Origin of the sequence: Schaalia odontolytica, from assembly GCF_009730335.1 — a bacterium.
Taxonomy (GTDB): domain Bacteria; phylum Actinomycetota; class Actinomycetes; order Actinomycetales; family Actinomycetaceae; genus Pauljensenia; species Pauljensenia dentiphila.
In genome coordinates this window covers 40,919-58,099 of the sequence record NZ_CP046315.1, presented here as the reverse complement: position 1 = coordinate 58,099, position 17,181 = coordinate 40,919, and the positions used below count along the sequence as shown (strand labels likewise).

Below are 17,181 nucleotides of genomic sequence, written 5' to 3'. Positions count from 1 at the left end.
TCCTTAAGCGTGTGTAACGATCATGGTGTGAGCGGTGCGCGTGAGGTGTTTGTGTGAGGCTGGCGAGTTGCGGTCTTCGCAGCTGCGCGCGCGGGGCGAAAACGTGTATGCTGGGGTCCGGTCCTCCGCGTGACGGTATCATCCGAACCTCCCCAGGGCAGGAATGCAGCAAGGATAAGGGTGCGCTGCCGGGTGCGCGGAGGATCTTTGTATATGCTGCTCGATCTTGGTCGACTGCAGGATGCACTTCTTCGGTGTGGTTCAAGCCATAGCTCTTGATTTTGCATCCTGGTGAAGAGCGTGTAAGCTTATACCCAGCCAAACGGCAAGCGCCCGTAGCTCAATGGATAGAGCATCTGATTACGGTTCAGAAGGTTGGGGGTTCGAGTCCCTCCGGGCGCGCAGCGGCCCCCCTCGGTGCGATCCATCGGTGGGGGTTCTGCATTTCTACCAAGCACTCCCTTCGGGAGTGCTTTTTTCATGCCCATTTCGCGACTGTCACGGTCCCAGCGAGTCGGTTCCCACTTGAGCCGAGACAAAGTTCGCCCAACGCTGCCCCTTCAGTGGTACACTCGCGAAAAAACTCGCCCTGCTCGACAAAAACCACTCATTCTGGGCTTTTTGAGCGCGCTGGGCGAGTTTTTTGCGTTCTAGGGTGCATCCGTGCTGTGCTGGGCGAATTTTGTCGCGTTCTGGGGCAACGGAGGCCATCGCTATGAAACCGGTGGCACCTTTGCGAGGGGGTGTGGGCGACTGAATGAAACCGACATCGCCTCTGCGAGCGAGAAACGCGCTCGAAACGGCCGAACGTGGTGCGCAGAGGTGATGTGGGTTTCAGCGGCAGCGGAGCTTACCCGCGCAAAGGTGCTGTCGGTTTCAATCTGGTGGAAGTGCTCGCCGGTAGGGTGTCGCCGCATTCATCTGAGGTGGCTGCGGTGCCCGTGGGCGGTGGCGGGGCCTGGCCGGGCTTCGAGACGACGCGCCGAGCGCAGCTCGCGGCGCGGACGGCGAGCAGGCGGGCCGCCGCCCACGGGCACACAGAGCAGCCCGGAACACCCGTGGGGCCACAAGCAGCCCGGCCCAGCAGGGCACACAAACCACAACCTCAGGAACTGGGCGGCGTCACGACCCACGGCTCGGTCGGCAAGGAACGCAACCCTGAAATCCCCAGGGCATCCGCAATGTCGGAGGCGCAACGCGCCCCGGGCACGCCAAGGGAAATCCCGATGAACGAAACGACGTCCTCGGTGGACCAGCCCAGGCCTCGTAGATCTGAGAGGGTGACGGCACCGTCGCGCTTGGCCAGCCGGGCCCCTGAAGGTGCGAGTGCGAGGGGCACGTGCGCGTACGTCGGCTCGGGGGCCCCGAGCAGGTGGGCGAGCTGAGCCTGTGCGGGCGCCTGGGAGAGCAGGTCGAAGCCGCGTACGACCTGGTCGACGCCCTGGAACGCGTCGTCGACGACGGCCGCCAGGTTGTAGGCGGGCACGCCGTCTGCGCGGCGTACGACGAAGTGGTCGACGGCCCCGGTGTAGGAGCCGTGCAGCTCGTCGAACACGGTCCACTCGGGCGAGGGGGCGGCCAGGCGCAGCGCGGGGGCGCGCCCCACCGCGGCTAGAGCTGCGCGCTTGGATGAACGCTCGGCCTCGCTCAGCGTCAGGCAGGTGCCCGGGTAGTGGCCGGGCGGGACGTGCGGTGCGGAGGCGGCCTCGCGGATGTCGCGGCGAGTGCAGTAGCACTCGAAGACGAGTCCGCGCGCGCCCAGCGACGCCAGGGCGGCTTCGTGTGCGTCGGCCCGCTCGGTTTGGATGAGGGGCTCGCCGTCCCAGTTGACACCGATCGCCGCCAGGTCCTCGATCTGGCGCTCAGCGGACCCCGCGCGTTCGCGGTCGATGTCCTCGATGCGTAGGACGAATCGTCGCCCGGTCGTGCGCGCCCAGGCCCACGCGAGGATCGCGGTGCGCAGGTTTCCCAGGTGGAAGTCGCCCGTGGGGGAGGGCGCGAATCGTCCGGTGTTCGTCATGCGCCCAGTGTACGAGGCCGTGGCCGCCTCCCGGGATCCGCCTCCCCGGGTGGTGGCGGCGCGGGCGTACAGTGGGGTGCATGGTGAGTTTTCGGGTGCCCGACTGGTTGGCGGTCTTCGTGGGTGGGGTCGTGGGGACGGCTGCGCGCGCCGGCTTGGACGAGGTCTCGAAGGCCTCGCCTGTGCGTGGCCTCTTCCTGTCGTGGTCGACGCTGACGGTTAACGCCGTGGGTGCGTTCCTCCTGGGCGCGCTGGCCGCGTGGGTGGCGGGTCGCCTCGCGCGAGGATCGCGGAATGCGGCGTCGCTGAAATCCCTGAAGCTCCTGGTCGGCACGGGTTTTGCGGGCGCGTTTACGACGTACGGGACGTACATTGTCGCGTCGGTGGGGTACGCCTCGCTCAATGGAATTGTCGAGGCCGTCTCTCAGTCCCTCGGCCTGCTGGCCCTGGGTGGTGCCTGTGCCTGGGCGGGGATGCGCGTGGGGGAGTGGCTGTGCGTCCCATTGGGCGCGCGCCCTGTCAGCGGTGAGGAGGGGCGAGCATGAGCGGATCGACCTTCCTGTTCGTGGCCCTGGCCGGTGGGGTAGGTGCGTGCGCCCGCTTCTGGGTGGATCGAGGGACTCAGCGCGCCCTGTCGTCGTGGGGTGAACCGGCGGGGGCGAAGCTCGGCATCCTGGTCGTCAACGTCATCGGGTGTTTCCTGGCCGGCGCGGCCACTCAGCTGGTGCCCGCAGGCCTCATGCCGATCGTTTCGACCGGGTTCCTCGGCGGCTTCACGACGTTTTCGACGGCGCTCGTGGACGCGGTGACCCTGTGGGCGGACGGGTTCCGGGGGCGCAGCCTCGCCCTGGCCCTCGGTACGTGGGCGGCCTCGTGGGGCGCTGCGCTCGCGGGCATCGCCTGTGCCGGATAGTCGTTTGTCGCGCAACTGAGGCCACTATGCGGGCTGATGGGTGAGGGTTTAGCCACGATACGGAGTTTTGTAACAGCATTCCGAGCGCTCGCGACGCTGGCCCTCATATGCTGATGATGCGGGCCGTGCGGCCCAGTAACGGAGATGCACATGATTGACCTCACCGGGGTGTCTAAGGTCTACCCCGTGAAAAACGGCGGCACGGTCGTCGCGCTCGATGGGGTGAACCTGCACGTTGATCGCGGTTCGATCCACGGGATCGTCGGCCGCTCGGGCGCCGGTAAGTCCACGCTCATCCGCTGTCTGACGGCCCTGGAGAAGCCCACCGAGGGCCACATTGTCGTCGACGGCCTCGACCTGGCGACCCTGACGGGTTCAGCGCTGCGCGCCGCCCGTCGTCGCATCGGCATGGTCTTCCAGGCTGCGAACCTCCTGGACGCTCGCACCGCTGCCGACAACATCGGCTACCCGCTCAAGCTGGCGGGCGTGCCCGCCGCGAAGCGCCGTGAGCGCGTTGAGGAGCTCCTCTCGCTCGTGGGCCTCGAAGGCCGCGGCGATTCCTACCCGTCCCAGCTGTCGGGCGGCCAGCGTCAGCGCGTCGGCATCGCCCGCGCCCTGGCCGACAACCCCGCCGTTCTCCTGTGTGACGAGCCGACCAGCGCGCTTGACACCGAGTCGACCGCTCAGATCCTGTCGCTGCTGCGCCACGTGCGCGACGTCGCCGGCGTTACCGTCGTCATCATCACCCACGAGATGGCCGTCGTCCGCGAGATCTGCGACTCCGTGACCCTCCTCGGTCACGGCCAGGTCCTGCAGACCGGCACCCTCGAAGAGGTCGTGGCCGACCCCTCAACTCCGCTGGCCCGCGAACTGGTCCCCATGCCGGTTGTCGATTTGGTTTCGACGGAATCCGCCGAGGGCCGCTTCGAACCGAACGCGGTGGGCACCGTCCTCCTCGACGTCGTCTTCACCTCGCACCCGGGCGTGCCCACGGGGGCCACGGTCCTGCGCCTGGCCTCGTCGATGGGCGCGGACGTGACCGCGGGAACCTTCGAGTCTCTCGGGAGCGTGCAGGTGGGCCGCCTGGCCCTGACCGTGCCCGCGTACCACGCTGACAAGATCATCGAGCAGCTGCGCAAGAACAACGTCCACGCGGAAGTGAGGGACCAATGACCGCCGCACTCACTGCCGCTCACGCGCTGGCGCTCCTGCCCGCAGGCAAAGGCGACCCGACGTGGTTTGACAACCCGGCCCTCACTGAAAAGTTCGGTCCGGCAATCCTCGAGACCCTCATGATGACGGGCCTGTCCACGCTCTTCGCGGTCATCATTGGCACGCTCCTGGGCCTCCTCCTGGTCCAGACCGGCAAGGGCGGCCTCACCCCGAACAAGGGCGTGTACCAGGCCGTGTCCTTCGTCGTGAACATCGTGCGCTCCCTGCCCTTCATCATCGGCATCATCATGCTGATCCCGGTCACGAAGATGATCGTTGGCAAGTCCACGGGCTCGCTTGCGACCGTCGTGCCGCTCGTCATCCTCTCCGCGCCCTTCTTTGCGCGCCTCGTGGAGACGAACCTGTTGGCCGTCGATCCCGGCAAGATCGAGGCTGCCCAGATGATGGGTGCCTCCAACCGTCAGATCCGCTGGGGTGTCCTCATTCGCGAGGCCATGCCGGCCCTCATCCAGTCCATCACCACCCTGGCGATCACCCTGATCGGCTACTCCGCGATGGCGGGCGCCGTCGGCGGCGGCGGCCTGGGCCAGATGGCCATCAACTACGGCTACAACCGCTGGCAGGACGACGTCATGATCTCCACCGTCGTCGCCATCATCATCATCGTGCAGATCATCCAGCTGATCGGCGATCTCCTCTCGCGCCTGGTCGACCACCGCGCGCGCTGACAGACCCCGGTCAGGCCACCCCGGCCTCGGCCATCCATCCCATTCAGTACGCAGAAGAAAAGAGAAACACCATGCGTCACCGCTCTCTCGCAGCTATCGGCCTGGCGGCCGTTGCCACCCTGGGCCTGGCGGCCTGCGGCGGCGGCTCATCCTCCTCGGATGCTTCCGGCTCCTCCTCGGACGTCGTCACCCTGACCGTGGGCGCGACCCCCTCGCCCCACGCGAAGATCCTCACCTACATCAACGACAACCTTGCCGCGGACGCGGGCATCAAGCTCGACATCGTTGAGTACACCGACTACGTCCAGCCCAACACCGCACTGAACGACGGCGACCTGGACGCCAACTTCTACCAGACCGTTCCCTACCTGGAGAACGCGGAGAAGCAGTTCGGCTACAACTTCGAGGCCGGCGAGGGCATCCACCTCGAGCCCCTCGGCGTGTTCTCCAACAAGCACAAGTCCCTCGATGAGCTGCCCGACGGCGGCACGATCGGCATCATCTCCGACACGGCCAACCAGTCCCGCGCGCTCGAGCTCCTGGCCACCCAGGGCCTCGTCTCGATCCCCGAGGGCGATGGCGACGTCAACATCAACACCGTCACCAAGCTGAAGAACTTCGACTTCCGTGAGGTCGAGGGCCCGCAGCTGGTCCGCTCGCTCGACGACTTCGACTACGCGGTCATCAACGGCAACTTTGCCCAGGAGGGTGGCAAGACCATCTCCGGTGACGCGCTCGTCGTCGAGTCCCCCGTGGACAACCCGGCCGTGAACGTCCTCGTCTGGAAGGGCGACTCCAAGGAGGCTGACGCCATCGCGAAGCTCGAGAAGCTCCTGCACTCCGATGAGGTGAAGCAGTACATCGAGAAGACCTGGTCGGACGGCTCGGTCATCCCGGCGTTCTGATCCGCGAGGCCGGGGCGCGCTGGCGCCGAGGCTGACGGAACGCGGGGCCGAAAGGTTCGCATAGATAACGGGTGGGCCCCGGAACCGTATGGATCCGGGGCCCACCCGTCTGTCCGCGCAAGCGGCGATCAGTTGGTGCGAGACTCGAGCGGGAACTCGGCGTCCGGCTCGTGCGTGATGCGGTTACGCATGTCGCGGCGGAAGACTTCAATAGTCCACAGCCAGATGATGTGGCCGAAGAACTCGGAGAAGTGCTCCGCGAAAGGCTGGTTCCAGGGTGCCGGGACGGTGCCCATCAGCGGCATAAGGATGACGTGGAAGGCCACGTAGACGAAGATGCCGAAGGCAGCACCCTGCCAGAGCTTGATTTGTGGGAAGCGCTCGGCCAGCACACAGTAGAGAACCGCGAAGCCGATCGAGAACGCGAAGTGGACGATGAAGGAAACCCAGGGGAGTCCTTCGTTACCGTTGTAGGTGTAGGACAGGTGGGTGACGCTCTCCGGGAGGCCCAGCTGTTGGAGCAGTTCCTGGGGCGGGTTGGTGGCGTTGCGCTCGGGCGTACGCGGAGGCAGCGGCACCTCCCAGCCGAACTTCACGATCGCGGAGACGATGCCGCCGAGAACACCTGCGAGTGCTGCGACGCCGTAGCGGCGGCGCTTGGGATTGGTCTGAATCAGTGCCATGTGACAAGCATGGAATGTACGCAGGGTGTTTTCGAGGCCTTGGGGTGCTTAGCGCTCAAGGTCACACACGGGTGTGATCAGGGAAAATGGGCCAAAATAGCTAATATGGTTAATTTGCGCCTTTATTGTTGAGTAAATGCGAGGGGTGGGCACGAGACTTTCGTCCCGCGCCCACCCCTCGTGTGGCGTTAGCTGCGTCATATCCTCCAGCGCTGCGATGCGCGAGGGGGCGCGTGCCTCGTCAGTCGACGATGCCGTACAGGCGGTCGCCCGCGTCGCCCAGGCCGGGGACGATGTACGACTTCTCGTTGAGGTGATCGTCGACGGCAGCGACAACGACGTTCACGTCGGCGCGATCGCCGATCGCGTCCTCAAGGGTGTTGATGCCCTCCGGAGCGGCCAGGATGCACACGCAGGTGACGTCCTTTGCGCCGCGCTCGAAGAGGTAGTTGGTGGCGGCGACCATGGTGTGGCCGGTGGCCAGCATTGGGTCCAGCACGAAGCACTGGCGGCCCGACAGGTCGTCCGGCAGGCGGTTCGCGTAGGTCTCGATCTCGAGGGTGTCGTCGTCGCGGCGCATGCCCAGGAAGCCGACCTCGGCGGTGGGCAGCATACGGGTCATGCCCTCGAGCATGCCCAGGCCTGCGCGCAGGACGGGGACCACGATCGGGCGAGGCTCGGAGAGCTTGAGGCCGACGGTGGGGGCGACCGGGGTCTGGATGGGGGTCTCGGTGACGGCCACTTCGCGCGTCGCCTCGTAGGCGAGCAGGGTGACCAGTTCGTCCACGAGCTGGCGGAACGTCGCCGACGGCGTTTCGCGATCGCGCAGGACGGTGAGCTTATGGGTGATCAGGGGGTGATGAGCTACGTGGAGGCGCATGGTTATAGGCTACCTTGTTCGTCCGCTGCCGCGCATCCAGTGTGTCGAAGACGAGGCCGGGGTCTCCTCGTCGCTTCCGCTGCGCCGGTCGGCGGCCCGGATCGGCAGCGTGTTGGGCCTCGTGTCAAACTCATTCGTCACACGCGCACCATGAGTCACTGTGGACTCCAACTACCCCAACAGTCGTTTGGCCGGTAAGCTAGGAGGGTGACCGTGAATGAGCAGTACCGCGAAGCAATGGGCAAGGCCCTCTTCCTGGCCAACCGCGCCCGCGAAACGGGGGACGTTCCCGTCGGAGCCGTCATCGTCGACGAAAACGGCCGCATCATCGGACGTGGGTGGAACTGTCGCGAGGCTAACCATGATCCCGCAGGTCACGCCGAAATCGTCGCTCTGCGTGAGGCCGGCCGCGCCAGGGGTACCTGGCGCTTGACGGGCTGCACGCTCATCGTCACCCTTGAGCCCTGCACGATGTGTGCGGGCGCGATTCTCGCCTCTCGCATTGATCGCGTCGTCTTCGGCGCCTGGGACCCCAAGGCTGGCGCCGCCGGATCCCTACGCGATGTCCTGCGCGACGCCCGCATGCCGCACCCGACCGAGGTCATCGGCGGTGTCCTCGCCCAAGAGGCCGCCATGCAGCTGCGCTCCTTCTTCCTCAGCTGTCGCACGCCCGACGAGATGCCCGTCGTCCAAGCTCCCGTCCACGAGCCCAGCGACCTGGTCGCGCCCATCGTCGTCCCCTACGAGGAAGACGAGGCCCCCGACCAGGTCCACGAGGAAGCCAGCCACGATGAGGGCGTTCCCGCGCAGCTCGTCACCCCCGAGGCTCCGGCCGCGCCGGCCGCTCCCGCTCCTTCCGACGAAAACCCTCGCTCTGAAGCCTTCCCGGTGCCTCCCCAGCACGGTCGGATCAGTCACCGTGGCACCGAGGTCTCGCCCCTGCCTCGTCGAGCAGGACGCCCCTTCTCCGAGCGTGTGTCCGGCAACGCCGACAACCCCGCAGACATCCCCGCGGGCTCCTCGCTCCAACCCGCTGCCCCCGTCTCGCAGCCGCCCTACCGTAGCGCCGCCCCCGTCCTGCAGGCGGTCTTGCCGAGCACGACGCGCGGTCCCATCACGCGCACCGTCCCCCAGATTCGCCCCGTCCACGTGCGCCCCGCCGCGTCCGTGCCCGAAGGCCTCTACACGCCCGCGCAGCCCGGCCGCCCCGTGGCTCAGCCGCTGCGCGCTAGCGCGCCCCGGCCTCGTCCTGCGGAGCCCGTCACCGCGCCCGCGCCCACGGAGCCGCCGGCCCCCGTCGTGCAGGCCGTACCCGCACCCGTCGAAGAGTCGCCCGCGCCGATCCCCGCGCCGCCCGCGTTCCCGCAGCGCGCCACCTCGCGACAGGGCGCGCGCCCGCAGCGCCCCCTCCCGCAGGCCTTCGAGCCCGAGCCCGCGCGCCGTGTCGACTACGAGCTGTCCCCGCGTCAGTTCAACGACGTTGACCCCATCACCTCCGGTATCCGCGTGCGCCGCTCCGCCCGCCGCCGTGGCAACGCTCGTCACTGACGTGATCCCCGCGCGCGTCATCACGGTCTCGGACCGCTGCTCCGCTGGTCTCGCCGAGGACCTCTCCGGGCCCCTCGCCGCGCGCCTCCTCGCCGATCACGGCGTTGACGCCTCGGTCGTGATCGTCCCCGACGATGTCGACGCCATTCGCGCCGCTATCACTGCTGCCGTGGAGGATGGCGCCCGCTTCGTCTTCACGACCGGCGGCACCGGCATCTCTCCCCGCGACGTCACCCCCGAAGCCACCGAGCCGCTCCTCGTCACCCGCATCGACGGCCTCGCCGACGCGATCCGCCGCCGCGGCGAGGAGAAGATTGCCTCCGCCGCCCTGTCGCGAGGCCTCGTCGGCGTAACCGCGCGTTCCCCCGAGGGAGCCCTCGTCGTCAACGCGCCCGGCTCGCGCGGTGGTGTCTCCGATACGGTGGCCGTTATCGGCCCCCTCGTCGCTCACATCGTCGACCAGCTCGCGGGCGGCGACCATCCGCGCGCTTAAAAGCCTGAGATAGCAACGAAAAGGCCGCCCTGCATACACGCTGCGGGCGGCCTCTTCGTAGGTGCGGGGTCAGGCCTGCGGATCCTCCGGGCGCACCCAGTCGCCGCTGCGGCCGCCCGACTTCGCCACGATTTTCGCCTCGCGGATGCGGGCGGAGCGGTCCACGCCCTTGACCATGTCCACGATCGCGAGAGCCGCCACCGTCACCGAGGTCAGCGCCTCCATCTCCACGCCCGTGCGGTCGGCCGTGCGCACGGTCGCGCGAATCGCCACGTGATCGTCCTCCAGGCTCAGGTCCACCGCGCAGCCGTGCACGCCGATCGTGTGCGCGAGGGGCAGCAGCTCGGGGACGCGCTTCGCCGCCGAAATGCCGGCCACGCGCGCCACCGCCAGGACGTCGCCCTTCGGGACGGTGCCGTCACGCAGGGCCTGCATGACCTCGGGTGAGCAATCCACGCGGCACACGGCGCTCGCCTGGCGCACCGTCGGATTCTTAGCGGTCACGTCCACCATGTAGGCGGCGCCGTCCTCGTTCAGATGCGTAAACTTCACGGTTTTCCTCTCGTAAATTCTCTCTAAGGTGGGGTCAGCCCACGAGCGGGACGACCGCCAGCTCCTGGCCGGGCTCGACCACCTCGACGTCCGGCGCGACCACGCCGATTGCCTCCGCGTTCGCGAGCGAGGCCACCAGGTGCGACTTCGACCCCAGGGGGTGCACCGGCTCCACCCAGCGGGCCCCGGCCTCGTCCCCGGGTACGTCGACGAAACGAAGCGGGATGAACTGCGTCTTTCCGGACGGGCAGTCCCAGCCCACGCGCGCGCGGGCGATCACGCCGCTGGGTACCGTTCCGCCGTGCTCGGGGGCGACGAGGCCGGACATGACCGCCAGCGCGCCCGCCACGTACATGTGGAACGTCGTAAAGACCGAGACCGGGTTGCCGGGCAGGCAGATCACGGGCGTCTCGCGGCCGCCCGCGCCCACCTGTGTCGAGCCGACGCCCTGCGGGCCGCCGGGCTGCTGCGCGACGTGGTGGAAGCCCGCGTCCGTGCCAAGCGTCAGGCGCACGACCTCGAAGGCTCCCGCCGAGATGCCGCCGGCCGTGAGGACCAGGTCGGCCTCCGGGGCCTCATCGAGGGCTCGGCGCAGCTCGGCAGGTGTGTCTCCCGTGCGCAGGTGCGCGACGACCTGCCCGCCGGCCTCCTCGACGAGGCCACGCAGCAGGATGCCGTTCGAATCTGGGATTTGCCCGCGTTCGAGGGCCTCGCCTGCGCGCTTGAGCTCCGTGCCCGTCGAGACGACGATGACACGCGGGCGGGGCAGGACCGTGAGGGTGCCGTGCCCGACCGAGGCGGCGGCCGACAGGGCGGTCCCGTCCAGGATGTGGCCCGCCTTCAGGACCGGGGAGCCGGCCTTGAGGGCCTCGCCCGCGACGCGCACATTCGCGCCCAGCTTCGGGGCAACGCGGATCTCAACGCTGTCGGGCGCCTGGGCGATGCCCGCCGCGTGGTCTGTGTGCTCGACCTTCACGACGGTGTCCGCGCCCTCGGGGATCGGCGCGCCCGTCATGATGCGCCAGGCCTGCCCCTTCTCGAGGTGGTTCTCGCGGGTGTCACCCGCCGGAATATCGCCCACAACGGGCAGAGTCCACGGGCCCTCGCCCTCCAGGTCCTCGCGGCGCACCGCAAACCCGTCCATCGCGGAGTTCGTAAAGGGCGGCAGGGGAATCAGAGAAAAGACGTCGACCGCCAGGCGGCGACCCAGGCACTCCTCGATGGGAAGCGTGTCATGGGGGAGGACGTGGCTGAGCGCCAGTGCCTCGATCAGCTCGCGATGCTGCGCAGTGGACAGGGAGGGATCGTGCATGCCACCAGTGTAGGGCCAGGTGGGGTGGGTGCTAGGTGTGGGGCGGGTTCGCTCATGGTGTTGTGGGGTTGCTGCTCAGGCGGCTGGCCGTGGCCGTTTGCGTCGCGTCCTTGGGACGAGGTCTGGGCCGGGTACTGCGGTTTTAGCTCGTTTCAGTGACCTGGACATGGGAGGTCGGGGGGAATTGCAGCATTAGGGGCGCGACACGCCGACGACACGCCGTCGCGGAACTTCTAATGCTGCCAAACCCCCCGGTTGGGTGACGATGTGGGCCTTCGTTGGCGGAGAGGAGGCAGCTGCTGACGGTGTTTGTCGGGTGTTGTCATCTCACGCCAGGCGCGCGGCGAGTGCGCCGCGGACCTGCACAACGAGCTCGTCCGGATGATCGAGGTCGTGCCAGCCGACGCGGATGATGTGCCAGCCCTCGGCTTCGAGGTGGCGTTGGCGCTCGCGCTCGCGGGAAAGTGACGAGTGGATGCTGCGGGCGTCGTCCCCATATTTGGCTCGACCGTCGAACTCGATGCCGACTTTTTCGGCTGTGAACGCGCAGTCGATGAAATAGCGACGACCTCGTGTGTGCACCTCGACTTGTGTGCGCATGCCGGTCAAGCCCGCAGCGCACAGCTCGTACAGTACGCGCGCTTCTCCGGGGGAAGCGCATCCGGCATCTGCGTGGGTGATGATCCACTGTGCTTGAGAGCGACCTCTCGCCCGATTGCCCAGCTGTTTCAGCTCGCGCTCAAGAAAGAACTTCCACGACTCCTCGTTGTTGCGTGACGCTTTCATGTGGAAGTTGTCGAAGTGCGTGTAGGTGTGGGCGTTCATGCACATCTGCGTGAAAGCGGCCCGTCGGTTGCGTGATGTGCGGGCAGCAGTAATCTGTGCAGATTCAAGGTTCTCGACGAGGAGTCCGCGTATGTCGCTGATAGCAGGGAGGTGACAGACGTGCCTGGGCTTGACCTTCACGGGAGCAAAGGTGTGAGTGCCGATTGCTATGGCGGGCAGGACGATGGGGCGGATAGCGGATGATGCGGAAACTGTGATAGGTGGAAGTGTGGGATCGCATCCATAGCCGTGCGCCCATAGCGCACATTGTCCGGTAGCAACGAGAGTTTGGTGCGTGAGAGCAAGATGGTAGAGGCGCGCTGCGAGCACGATTTCCGGTAGCTGACTCATGTCGATATCTGTCAAGGCAGACAGATCAAGGTATGTCCTACCCGCGATTTTCACAGCCGTCGGTATCTTTGTGAGGCCGTGGTGGCTGGATCGCGGTACGCGAATGATCGCGCGTTCAACGGCGTTGAGGATGAAAGGAGCGTCGTTGCCCCCGACTTCTTGGCTCATGAGTGAATTCTAGTGCTATAACTGTCAGTTCGTTGCGGTTTGATTCTTCTGATTCTGTTTTATTGCTGAGATGTCCTCGTGCGGTGCGATGAGGCGTGGGCGCATGGGTGCGAAGTTCTCGCGCCCCGTTGCACGAGGAGTGGGCCGAGTTGTGCGGTCGCGGCTCGTTTCAGCGGCCTGGACATGGGAGGTCGGGGGGAATTGCAGCATTAGGCGCGCGACACGCCGGCGACACGCCGTGATGGGACTTCTAATGCTGCCAAACCCCCCGGTTGGGTGGCCCGGTGGGCCGTTGGAAGGCTTCGTGTAGTGCCAAACCCCCGGTTGGGGGACTGGTGGGCCATTGATGGCGGGTCGGTGGGTGTGACTTGGCGAGGCACGGGCCGGGTCGGGTGGTTGTGGCGGGCTCGGGTGGTCTTGGGATGGTCCCGTGGGGGGAATTGCAGCATTAGGCGCGCGACACGCCGGCGACACGCCGTGATGGGACTTCTAATGCTGCCAAACCCCCCGGTTGGGTGGCCCGGTGGGCCGTTGTTGGAGGGGCGGGGGTGCGACTTAGCGAGGTACGGGCAGGCTCGATGGGTCTGGTGGGGCTCAGGGGCGGATTGTCGTGGACGTGGAGCCGGTCGCCACAAAGCCATCCGGGCAGCCCCACACGGCGGTGGGACTGCCCGGATAACCGTGCGGCTCAGAACGAGTGAAAACGCGAGGCTGAAGCCGCCGTGCAACCGAATCAGACGGTGAGCATGACCTTCGTGGCGCGACGCTCGTCCATGGCCGCGTAGCCCTCGGCGGCCTGCTCGAGCGGCAGGACCAGATCAAAGACGGCACCGGGGTTGATCTCGCTGCGGTAGATCAGGTCGATCATGGTGGGCAGGTACTTGCGCACCGCGGCTGGACCGCCGAACATGTGAACCTCCGCGCCGAACATGCGACCCATGTCGAGGGAAACACCGTGCGGCACACCCACGAAGGATAGGTGGCCGCCCGGGCGCACGCAGCCCAGAGCCTGGTCGAAGGACGCCTCGTTGCCCACGGCCTCCACGACGCCGTCGGCACCCAGTCCCCCGGTCATCTCCTTGATGCGGGCAATACCCTCCTCGCCGCGCTCTTCCACGATGTCGGTCGCGCCGAACTGGCGAGCCAAAGCCTGACGGTCCGCGTGGCGCGACATAGCGATGATGCGCGACGCGCCCAGCTGCTTGGCGGCGATGATTGCGCCCAGGCCCACGGCCCCGTCACCCACGACGACGATGGTCTTCCCGTGGGCGGCCCCGGCCTCGTCGGCGGCGAACCAGCCGGTGCCGAGCACATCGGAGGCGGCCAGGAGCGAGGGAATCTGCTCGGACGTGGGGGTGGCGGGCGTCTTGACGAGCGTGCCGTCAGCGAGGGGCACGCGAGCGTACTCGGCCTGGGTGCCGCCCGCGCGCGTGCCGACGAAAGGATCTCCCTGGGCGGCGGCGGTCGCGCAGCGCGAGGGGTATCCGGCGCGGCAGATTTCGCATTCACCGCAGGAGATGCAGAAGGAACCGACGACGAAGTCGCCGGGCTTGACGGTTGTGACCGCGGAGCCTACCTCGGTGACCGTGCCGACGTACTCGTGGCCCATGCGCTGCTCGTGGACGTACTGGGCGCCACGATAGGGCCACAGGTCGGAGCCGCAGATGCAGGTGGCCGCCAGCTTGATGATGGCGTCTGTGGGTTCCAGGATGGTCGGCATCGGCATGTCTTCGACGGTGACGTTGCCGGGCGCGTGCATGATGACGGCGCGCATGATTCTCCTCGTGATTGGTGAATTGGTCGTAGGGCAACGGTAGCGCTCACGTCCAGCTGCTCGTCACTGCTGGACACTGTCTCCTTTCTCTCAGAGACGAGGCCGGGGCCGCGTGTCGCCGTTGGTGCTCGGTTTTTCGAGGGGCGAACACCGGGTGAATCGGGGTAGGGTTGCGCCATGTCTGTCGAGTTCGTTTCCGCCTCCCAGGCGGCAGTTGCGGTGGCGTGTGACGCGCCGCTGCGGCTCGTCGACACCTTCGGGCGGGTGGCCCGCGACCTGCGCGTGTCGCTCACCGACCGCTGCAACCTGCGCTGTTCCTACTGCATGCCCCCCGAAGGCCTGGACTGGCTGCCCACCGAGGAAACCCTGACGGACGACGAGGTTGTGCGCCTCGTGCGCGTTGGCGTCGAGCGGCTCGGGATCCGCCAGGTCCGCTTCACCGGCGGGGAACCCCTCCTGCGCCGAGGTCTCGAGGGGATCATCGAAGCATGCTCCCACCTGCGCACCGACGAGGGAAACCCCCTCGATCTGGCCCTCACGACGAACGCGCTCGGCCTGGCCAAGCGCGCCCAGGGCCTGAAGGACGCTGGCCTGAACCGCGTCAACATTTCGCTTGATTCTCTGGACCCCGAGCACTTCGCGGCGATCACCCGCCGCGACCGCCTCGGCGACGTCCTGGAGGGCATCGAGGCCGCCGCCCGCGCGGGCCTGAGCCCGATCAAGGTCAACGCCCTCGTGCTGCGCGGCATGAACGAGGCCGACCTGCCCGACCTGGTCGACTACTGCCTGGACCGGGGCATCGAGCTGCGCGTTATTGAGCAGATGCCGATCGGCCCGCCGGACACGTGGGATCGCCAGAACATCATGACGGCCGACGAGATCCTGCACATCATGAGCACCCGCCACACGCTGACCCCCGCGCCCCGCGAGGATCCGCACTCGCCGGCGGGACGCTGGATTGTGGACGGTGACCCGACGAAGCGCCTCGGAGTTATCGCCTCCGTGTCCGACCCCTTCTGCAGCGCGTGCGACCGCACCCGCCTGACCTCGGACGGCATGGTGCGTTCGTGCCTGTTCTCCACCGAGGAGACCTCGCTGCGCGACCTGCTGCGCGGTGGCGGGGACGATGCGCAGATCGCCGCCCGATGGGCCGACGCGATGTGGGCGAAGCCGGCCGCGCACGGGCTCAATATCGACACCTTTGCTCGTGCATCGCGCACCATGAGCCGTATTGGCGGGTAATCCCCACTAATTTCGTGACGCCGATGTTTTCTAACAGCGGTTGATTGATTGTTCGCCGTCGGGTGGAACGTCCCTGAGGGGGAGTACTTTTCCCAGTGCTTACAAGAGTGATGTACGTCCCAATGAGTTCCTGTGAGTGACGTCATTTCAATTGGTAGCCTCCGTGTTAAAGAATGTCCGGCGCACGCCCGCGCCCGGACTCCCTTCAGACCCGAGGAGAGCCATGAGCGCGACCGAACCTGCGGCCAAGAAGAGCCGCTACCTGCTCACTGACTGGAACCCCAACGACGAATCCAAGTGGGACTCGAAGCTCGCGTGGCGCACGCTGTGGATCACGACCTACTCGCTGATCCTGGCCTTCTGCGTGTGGTTCCTGCCCAGCGCGATTGCGCCCAAGCTGACTGCCCTTGGCTTCCACCTGGATAAGTCTCAGCTCTACTGGCTGACCGCCCTCCCGGGCCTGGCCGCCGGCATCCTGCGCCTCATCTACATGTTCCTGCCCCCGCTCATCGGTACCCGCAAGCTCGTGGGCATCACCTCCCTGCTGTGCATCATCCCCATGGCTGGTTGGTTCTACGTCGTTCAGGACAACACGACCCCCTACTGGGTCCTGCTGACCCTGGCCTTCATGTGTGGCATCGGCGGCGGGGCCTTCTCCGGCTACATGCCCTCCACCGGCTACTTCTTCCCCAAGCGCCTCGCCGGTACGGCCCTCGGCCTGCAGGGCGGCATCGGTAACCTCGGCATGTCCGTCATTCTGCTTGTTGGTCCTGTGTTGATGGGCTTTGGTCTTTTCGGTCTGACCTGGCTGGCGCCCCAGCAGCAGGTCGCCGGCGACCACGTCGGTGAGAGCATCTGGGTCTACAACGCAGCGATCTTCTTCGTTCCGTGGTGCATCCTCGCGGCGATCCTCGCCTTCATCTGGCTGCGTGACGTGCCCGTCAAGGCCAACCTCAAGCAGCAGCTGGACATCTTCTCCAACCCCAACACCTGGTACATGACCATCCTCTACGTCATGACCTTCGGTCTGTTCTCCGGCTTCTCCGCCGTCTTCGCCCTCCTGATCAACAACCAGTTCGGTGACCAGTCGGCCCTCAACCTGGGCGTCAAGGGCGCGACCTACGCCTTCCTCGGCCCCCTCATCGGCTCGCTCATCCGCATGTCCTGGGGAATCTTCTGCGACCGCATGGGCGGCGCCATCTGGACCTTCATCTCCGGCGTCGGCATGGCGATCACCATGGGCGGCATCGCCTGGGTTCTGACCAACCCCACCGGTAAGATGGACTTCTACATCTTCCTGGGCCTCATGCTCGCCATGTTCCTGTTCTCCGGCTTCGGTAACGCCGGTACCTTCAAGCAGATGCCGATGATCATGCCGGCCCGCCAGGCCGGCGGCGCCATCGGCTTCACCGCGGCGATCGCGTCCCTCGGCCCCTTCCTGGTCGGCGTCGCGCTCTCCGCCATCAGCGCCCCGGTCTTCTTCGCGGGCTGCGCTATCTTCTGCGCCCTGTGCGCGGTCCTGTGCTGGATCATGTACGCGCGCAAGAACGCCCCGTTCCCCGGCTGATCCACCCGGCACTGTGTGGTGCCAGCGGACCTGCCACTGCCTCGTCA

Annotated in this window: 16 protein-coding genes, 1 tRNA gene and 1 other RNA gene; 11 read left to right on the top strand and 7 right to left on the bottom strand. The window is 66.8% G+C overall.

The features are described from left to right. The first annotated feature begins 116 nt into the window (after nt 1–116). Both ffs and FOC40_RS00250 read left to right on the top strand, forming a co-directional pair. Nucleotides 117–212, top strand: an RNA gene (gene ffs, locus FOC40_RS00255) — signal recognition particle sRNA small type. Nucleotides 213–329: 117 nt separating this feature from the next. Next, a tRNA-Arg gene (locus tag FOC40_RS00250) sits at nt 330–402 on the top strand. Nucleotides 403–1,105: 703 nt separating this feature from the next. Here FOC40_RS00250 and gluQRS read toward each other — a convergent pair. Then, complete coding sequence (gluQRS, locus tag FOC40_RS00245; protein ID WP_003797304.1) at nt 1,106–2,020, bottom strand: tRNA glutamyl-Q(34) synthetase GluQRS; 915 nt, start codon at nt 2,018–2,020, stop codon at nt 1,106–1,108. Nucleotides 2,021–2,100: 80 nt separating this feature from the next. Between gluQRS and FOC40_RS00240 the strand changes: the two genes are divergently transcribed. The 5 genes from FOC40_RS00240 to FOC40_RS00220 all read left to right on the top strand — a co-directional run bounded on the left by FOC40_RS00240 (nt 2,101) and on the right by FOC40_RS00220 (nt 5,739). Next, complete coding sequence (locus FOC40_RS00240; RefSeq protein ID WP_003797301.1) at nt 2,101–2,565, top strand: fluoride efflux transporter FluC; 465 nt, start codon at nt 2,101–2,103, stop codon at nt 2,563–2,565. Then, nucleotides 2,562–2,933: a fluoride efflux transporter FluC gene (locus tag FOC40_RS00235; protein WP_003797299.1), complete on the top strand. Its 372-nt coding sequence runs from the start codon at nt 2,562–2,564 to the stop codon at nt 2,931–2,933. Before FOC40_RS00240 ends, FOC40_RS00235 begins: the two co-directional genes overlap by 4 nt. Before the next feature lie 150 nt (nt 2,934–3,083). Beyond that, the gene (locus FOC40_RS00230) at nt 3,084–4,106 is read left to right on the top strand and encodes a methionine ABC transporter ATP-binding protein (protein WP_039929882.1); all 1,023 of its coding nucleotides are present in this window, start codon (nt 3,084–3,086) and stop codon (nt 4,104–4,106) included. Beyond that, nucleotides 4,103–4,834 (top strand): methionine ABC transporter permease, encoded by a 732-nt coding sequence (locus FOC40_RS00225; RefSeq protein WP_003797296.1) that lies wholly within the window; start codon nt 4,103–4,105, stop codon nt 4,832–4,834. The genes FOC40_RS00230 and FOC40_RS00225 overlap by 4 nt, the downstream gene beginning before the upstream one ends. Before the next feature lie 71 nt (nt 4,835–4,905). Beyond that, nucleotides 4,906–5,739, top strand: coding sequence for a MetQ/NlpA family ABC transporter substrate-binding protein (locus FOC40_RS00220; RefSeq protein ID WP_003797294.1), 834 nt, complete (start codon nt 4,906–4,908; stop codon nt 5,737–5,739). Nucleotides 5,740–5,867: 128 nt separating this feature from the next. Here FOC40_RS00220 and FOC40_RS00215 read toward each other — a convergent pair whose 3' ends face one another. Both FOC40_RS00215 and upp read right to left on the bottom strand, forming a co-directional pair. Then, entirely contained in the window at nt 5,868–6,422 is a 555-nt protein-coding gene (locus tag FOC40_RS00215; protein ID WP_003797293.1) for a YagU family protein, read from the bottom strand. A 241-nt stretch (nt 6,423–6,663) separates the two neighbouring features. Continuing rightward, on the bottom strand, nt 6,664–7,302 hold the full coding sequence (gene upp / locus FOC40_RS00210; protein WP_003797291.1) for a uracil phosphoribosyltransferase: 639 nt from the start codon (nt 7,300–7,302) through the stop codon (nt 6,664–6,666). A gap of 213 nt (nt 7,303–7,515) precedes the next feature. On the opposite strand from upp, the gene tadA reads away from it, so the two are divergent. Together tadA and FOC40_RS00200 are read left to right on the top strand one after the other, a co-directional pair. Further along, nucleotides 7,516–8,850, top strand: a complete 1,335-nt coding sequence (tadA, locus tag FOC40_RS00205) for a tRNA adenosine(34) deaminase TadA (protein WP_155844080.1) — start codon at nt 7,516–7,518, stop codon at nt 8,848–8,850. Between the two features lies 1 nt (nt 8,851). Beyond that, nucleotides 8,852–9,343 (top strand): MogA/MoaB family molybdenum cofactor biosynthesis protein, encoded by a 492-nt coding sequence (locus FOC40_RS00200; protein WP_039929880.1) that lies wholly within the window; start codon nt 8,852–8,854, stop codon nt 9,341–9,343. 69 nt (nt 9,344–9,412) lie between these two features. Here the strand turns inward: FOC40_RS00200 and moaC are convergent, their stop codons facing one another. The 4 genes from moaC to FOC40_RS00180 all read right to left on the bottom strand — a co-directional run bounded on the left by moaC (nt 9,413) and on the right by FOC40_RS00180 (nt 14,325). Further along, the gene (moaC, locus tag FOC40_RS00195; protein WP_003797281.1) at nt 9,413–9,895 is read right to left on the bottom strand and encodes a cyclic pyranopterin monophosphate synthase MoaC; all 483 of its coding nucleotides are present in this window, start codon (nt 9,893–9,895) and stop codon (nt 9,413–9,415) included. A 34-nt stretch (nt 9,896–9,929) separates the two neighbouring features. Further along, nucleotides 9,930–11,207 (bottom strand): gephyrin-like molybdotransferase Glp, encoded by a 1,278-nt coding sequence (gene glp / locus FOC40_RS00190; protein WP_003797279.1) that lies wholly within the window; start codon nt 11,205–11,207, stop codon nt 9,930–9,932. A gap of 327 nt (nt 11,208–11,534) precedes the next feature. Beyond that, nucleotides 11,535–12,551, bottom strand: a complete 1,017-nt coding sequence (locus FOC40_RS00185; RefSeq protein WP_003797276.1) for an endonuclease domain-containing protein — start codon at nt 12,549–12,551, stop codon at nt 11,535–11,537. 733 nt (nt 12,552–13,284) lie between these two features. Next, nucleotides 13,285–14,325, bottom strand: coding sequence for a zinc-dependent alcohol dehydrogenase family protein (locus tag FOC40_RS00180; protein ID WP_003797272.1), 1,041 nt, complete (start codon nt 14,323–14,325; stop codon nt 13,285–13,287). Between the two features lie 177 nt (nt 14,326–14,502). Here FOC40_RS00180 and moaA point away from each other — a divergent pair, with 177 nt between their 5' ends. Together moaA and FOC40_RS00170 are read left to right on the top strand one after the other, a co-directional pair. After that, on the top strand, nt 14,503–15,567 hold the full coding sequence (gene moaA, locus FOC40_RS00175; RefSeq protein WP_003797270.1) for a GTP 3',8-cyclase MoaA: 1,065 nt from the start codon (nt 14,503–14,505) through the stop codon (nt 15,565–15,567). Between the two features lie 223 nt (nt 15,568–15,790). Then, on the top strand, nt 15,791–17,134 hold the full coding sequence (locus FOC40_RS00170; RefSeq protein WP_003797268.1) for an MFS transporter: 1,344 nt from the start codon (nt 15,791–15,793) through the stop codon (nt 17,132–17,134). Nucleotides 17,135–17,181 lie beyond the last annotated feature (47 nt).

What these genes read in the sequence shown, in the direction of transcription:
- gluQRS (WP_003797304.1), bottom strand. Translation starts at nt 2,020, where the DNA reads ATGACGAACACCGGACGATTCGCGCCCTCCCCCACGGGCGACTTCCAC.
- FOC40_RS00240 (WP_003797301.1), top strand. Translation starts at nt 2,101, where the DNA reads ATGGTGAGTTTTCGGGTGCCCGACTGGTTGGCGGTCTTCGTGGGTGGG.
- FOC40_RS00235 (WP_003797299.1), top strand. Translation starts at nt 2,562, where the DNA reads ATGAGCGGATCGACCTTCCTGTTCGTGGCCCTGGCCGGTGGGGTAGGT.
- FOC40_RS00230 (WP_039929882.1), top strand. Translation starts at nt 3,084, where the DNA reads ATGATTGACCTCACCGGGGTGTCTAAGGTCTACCCCGTGAAAAACGGC.
- FOC40_RS00225 (WP_003797296.1), top strand. Translation starts at nt 4,103, where the DNA reads ATGACCGCCGCACTCACTGCCGCTCACGCGCTGGCGCTCCTGCCCGCA.
- FOC40_RS00220 (WP_003797294.1), top strand. Translation starts at nt 4,906, where the DNA reads ATGCGTCACCGCTCTCTCGCAGCTATCGGCCTGGCGGCCGTTGCCACC.
- FOC40_RS00215 (WP_003797293.1), bottom strand. Translation starts at nt 6,422, where the DNA reads ATGGCACTGATTCAGACCAATCCCAAGCGCCGCCGCTACGGCGTCGCA.
- upp (WP_003797291.1), bottom strand. Translation starts at nt 7,302, where the DNA reads ATGCGCCTCCACGTAGCTCATCACCCCCTGATCACCCATAAGCTCACC.
- glp (WP_003797279.1), bottom strand. Translation starts at nt 11,207, where the DNA reads ATGCACGATCCCTCCCTGTCCACTGCGCAGCATCGCGAGCTGATCGAG.
- FOC40_RS00185 (WP_003797276.1), bottom strand. Translation starts at nt 12,551, where the DNA reads ATGAGCCAAGAAGTCGGGGGCAACGACGCTCCTTTCATCCTCAACGCC.
- FOC40_RS00180 (WP_003797272.1), bottom strand. Translation starts at nt 14,325, where the DNA reads ATGCGCGCCGTCATCATGCACGCGCCCGGCAACGTCACCGTCGAAGAC.
- moaA (WP_003797270.1), top strand. Translation starts at nt 14,503, where the DNA reads ATGTCTGTCGAGTTCGTTTCCGCCTCCCAGGCGGCAGTTGCGGTGGCG.
- FOC40_RS00170 (WP_003797268.1), top strand. Translation starts at nt 15,791, where the DNA reads ATGAGCGCGACCGAACCTGCGGCCAAGAAGAGCCGCTACCTGCTCACT.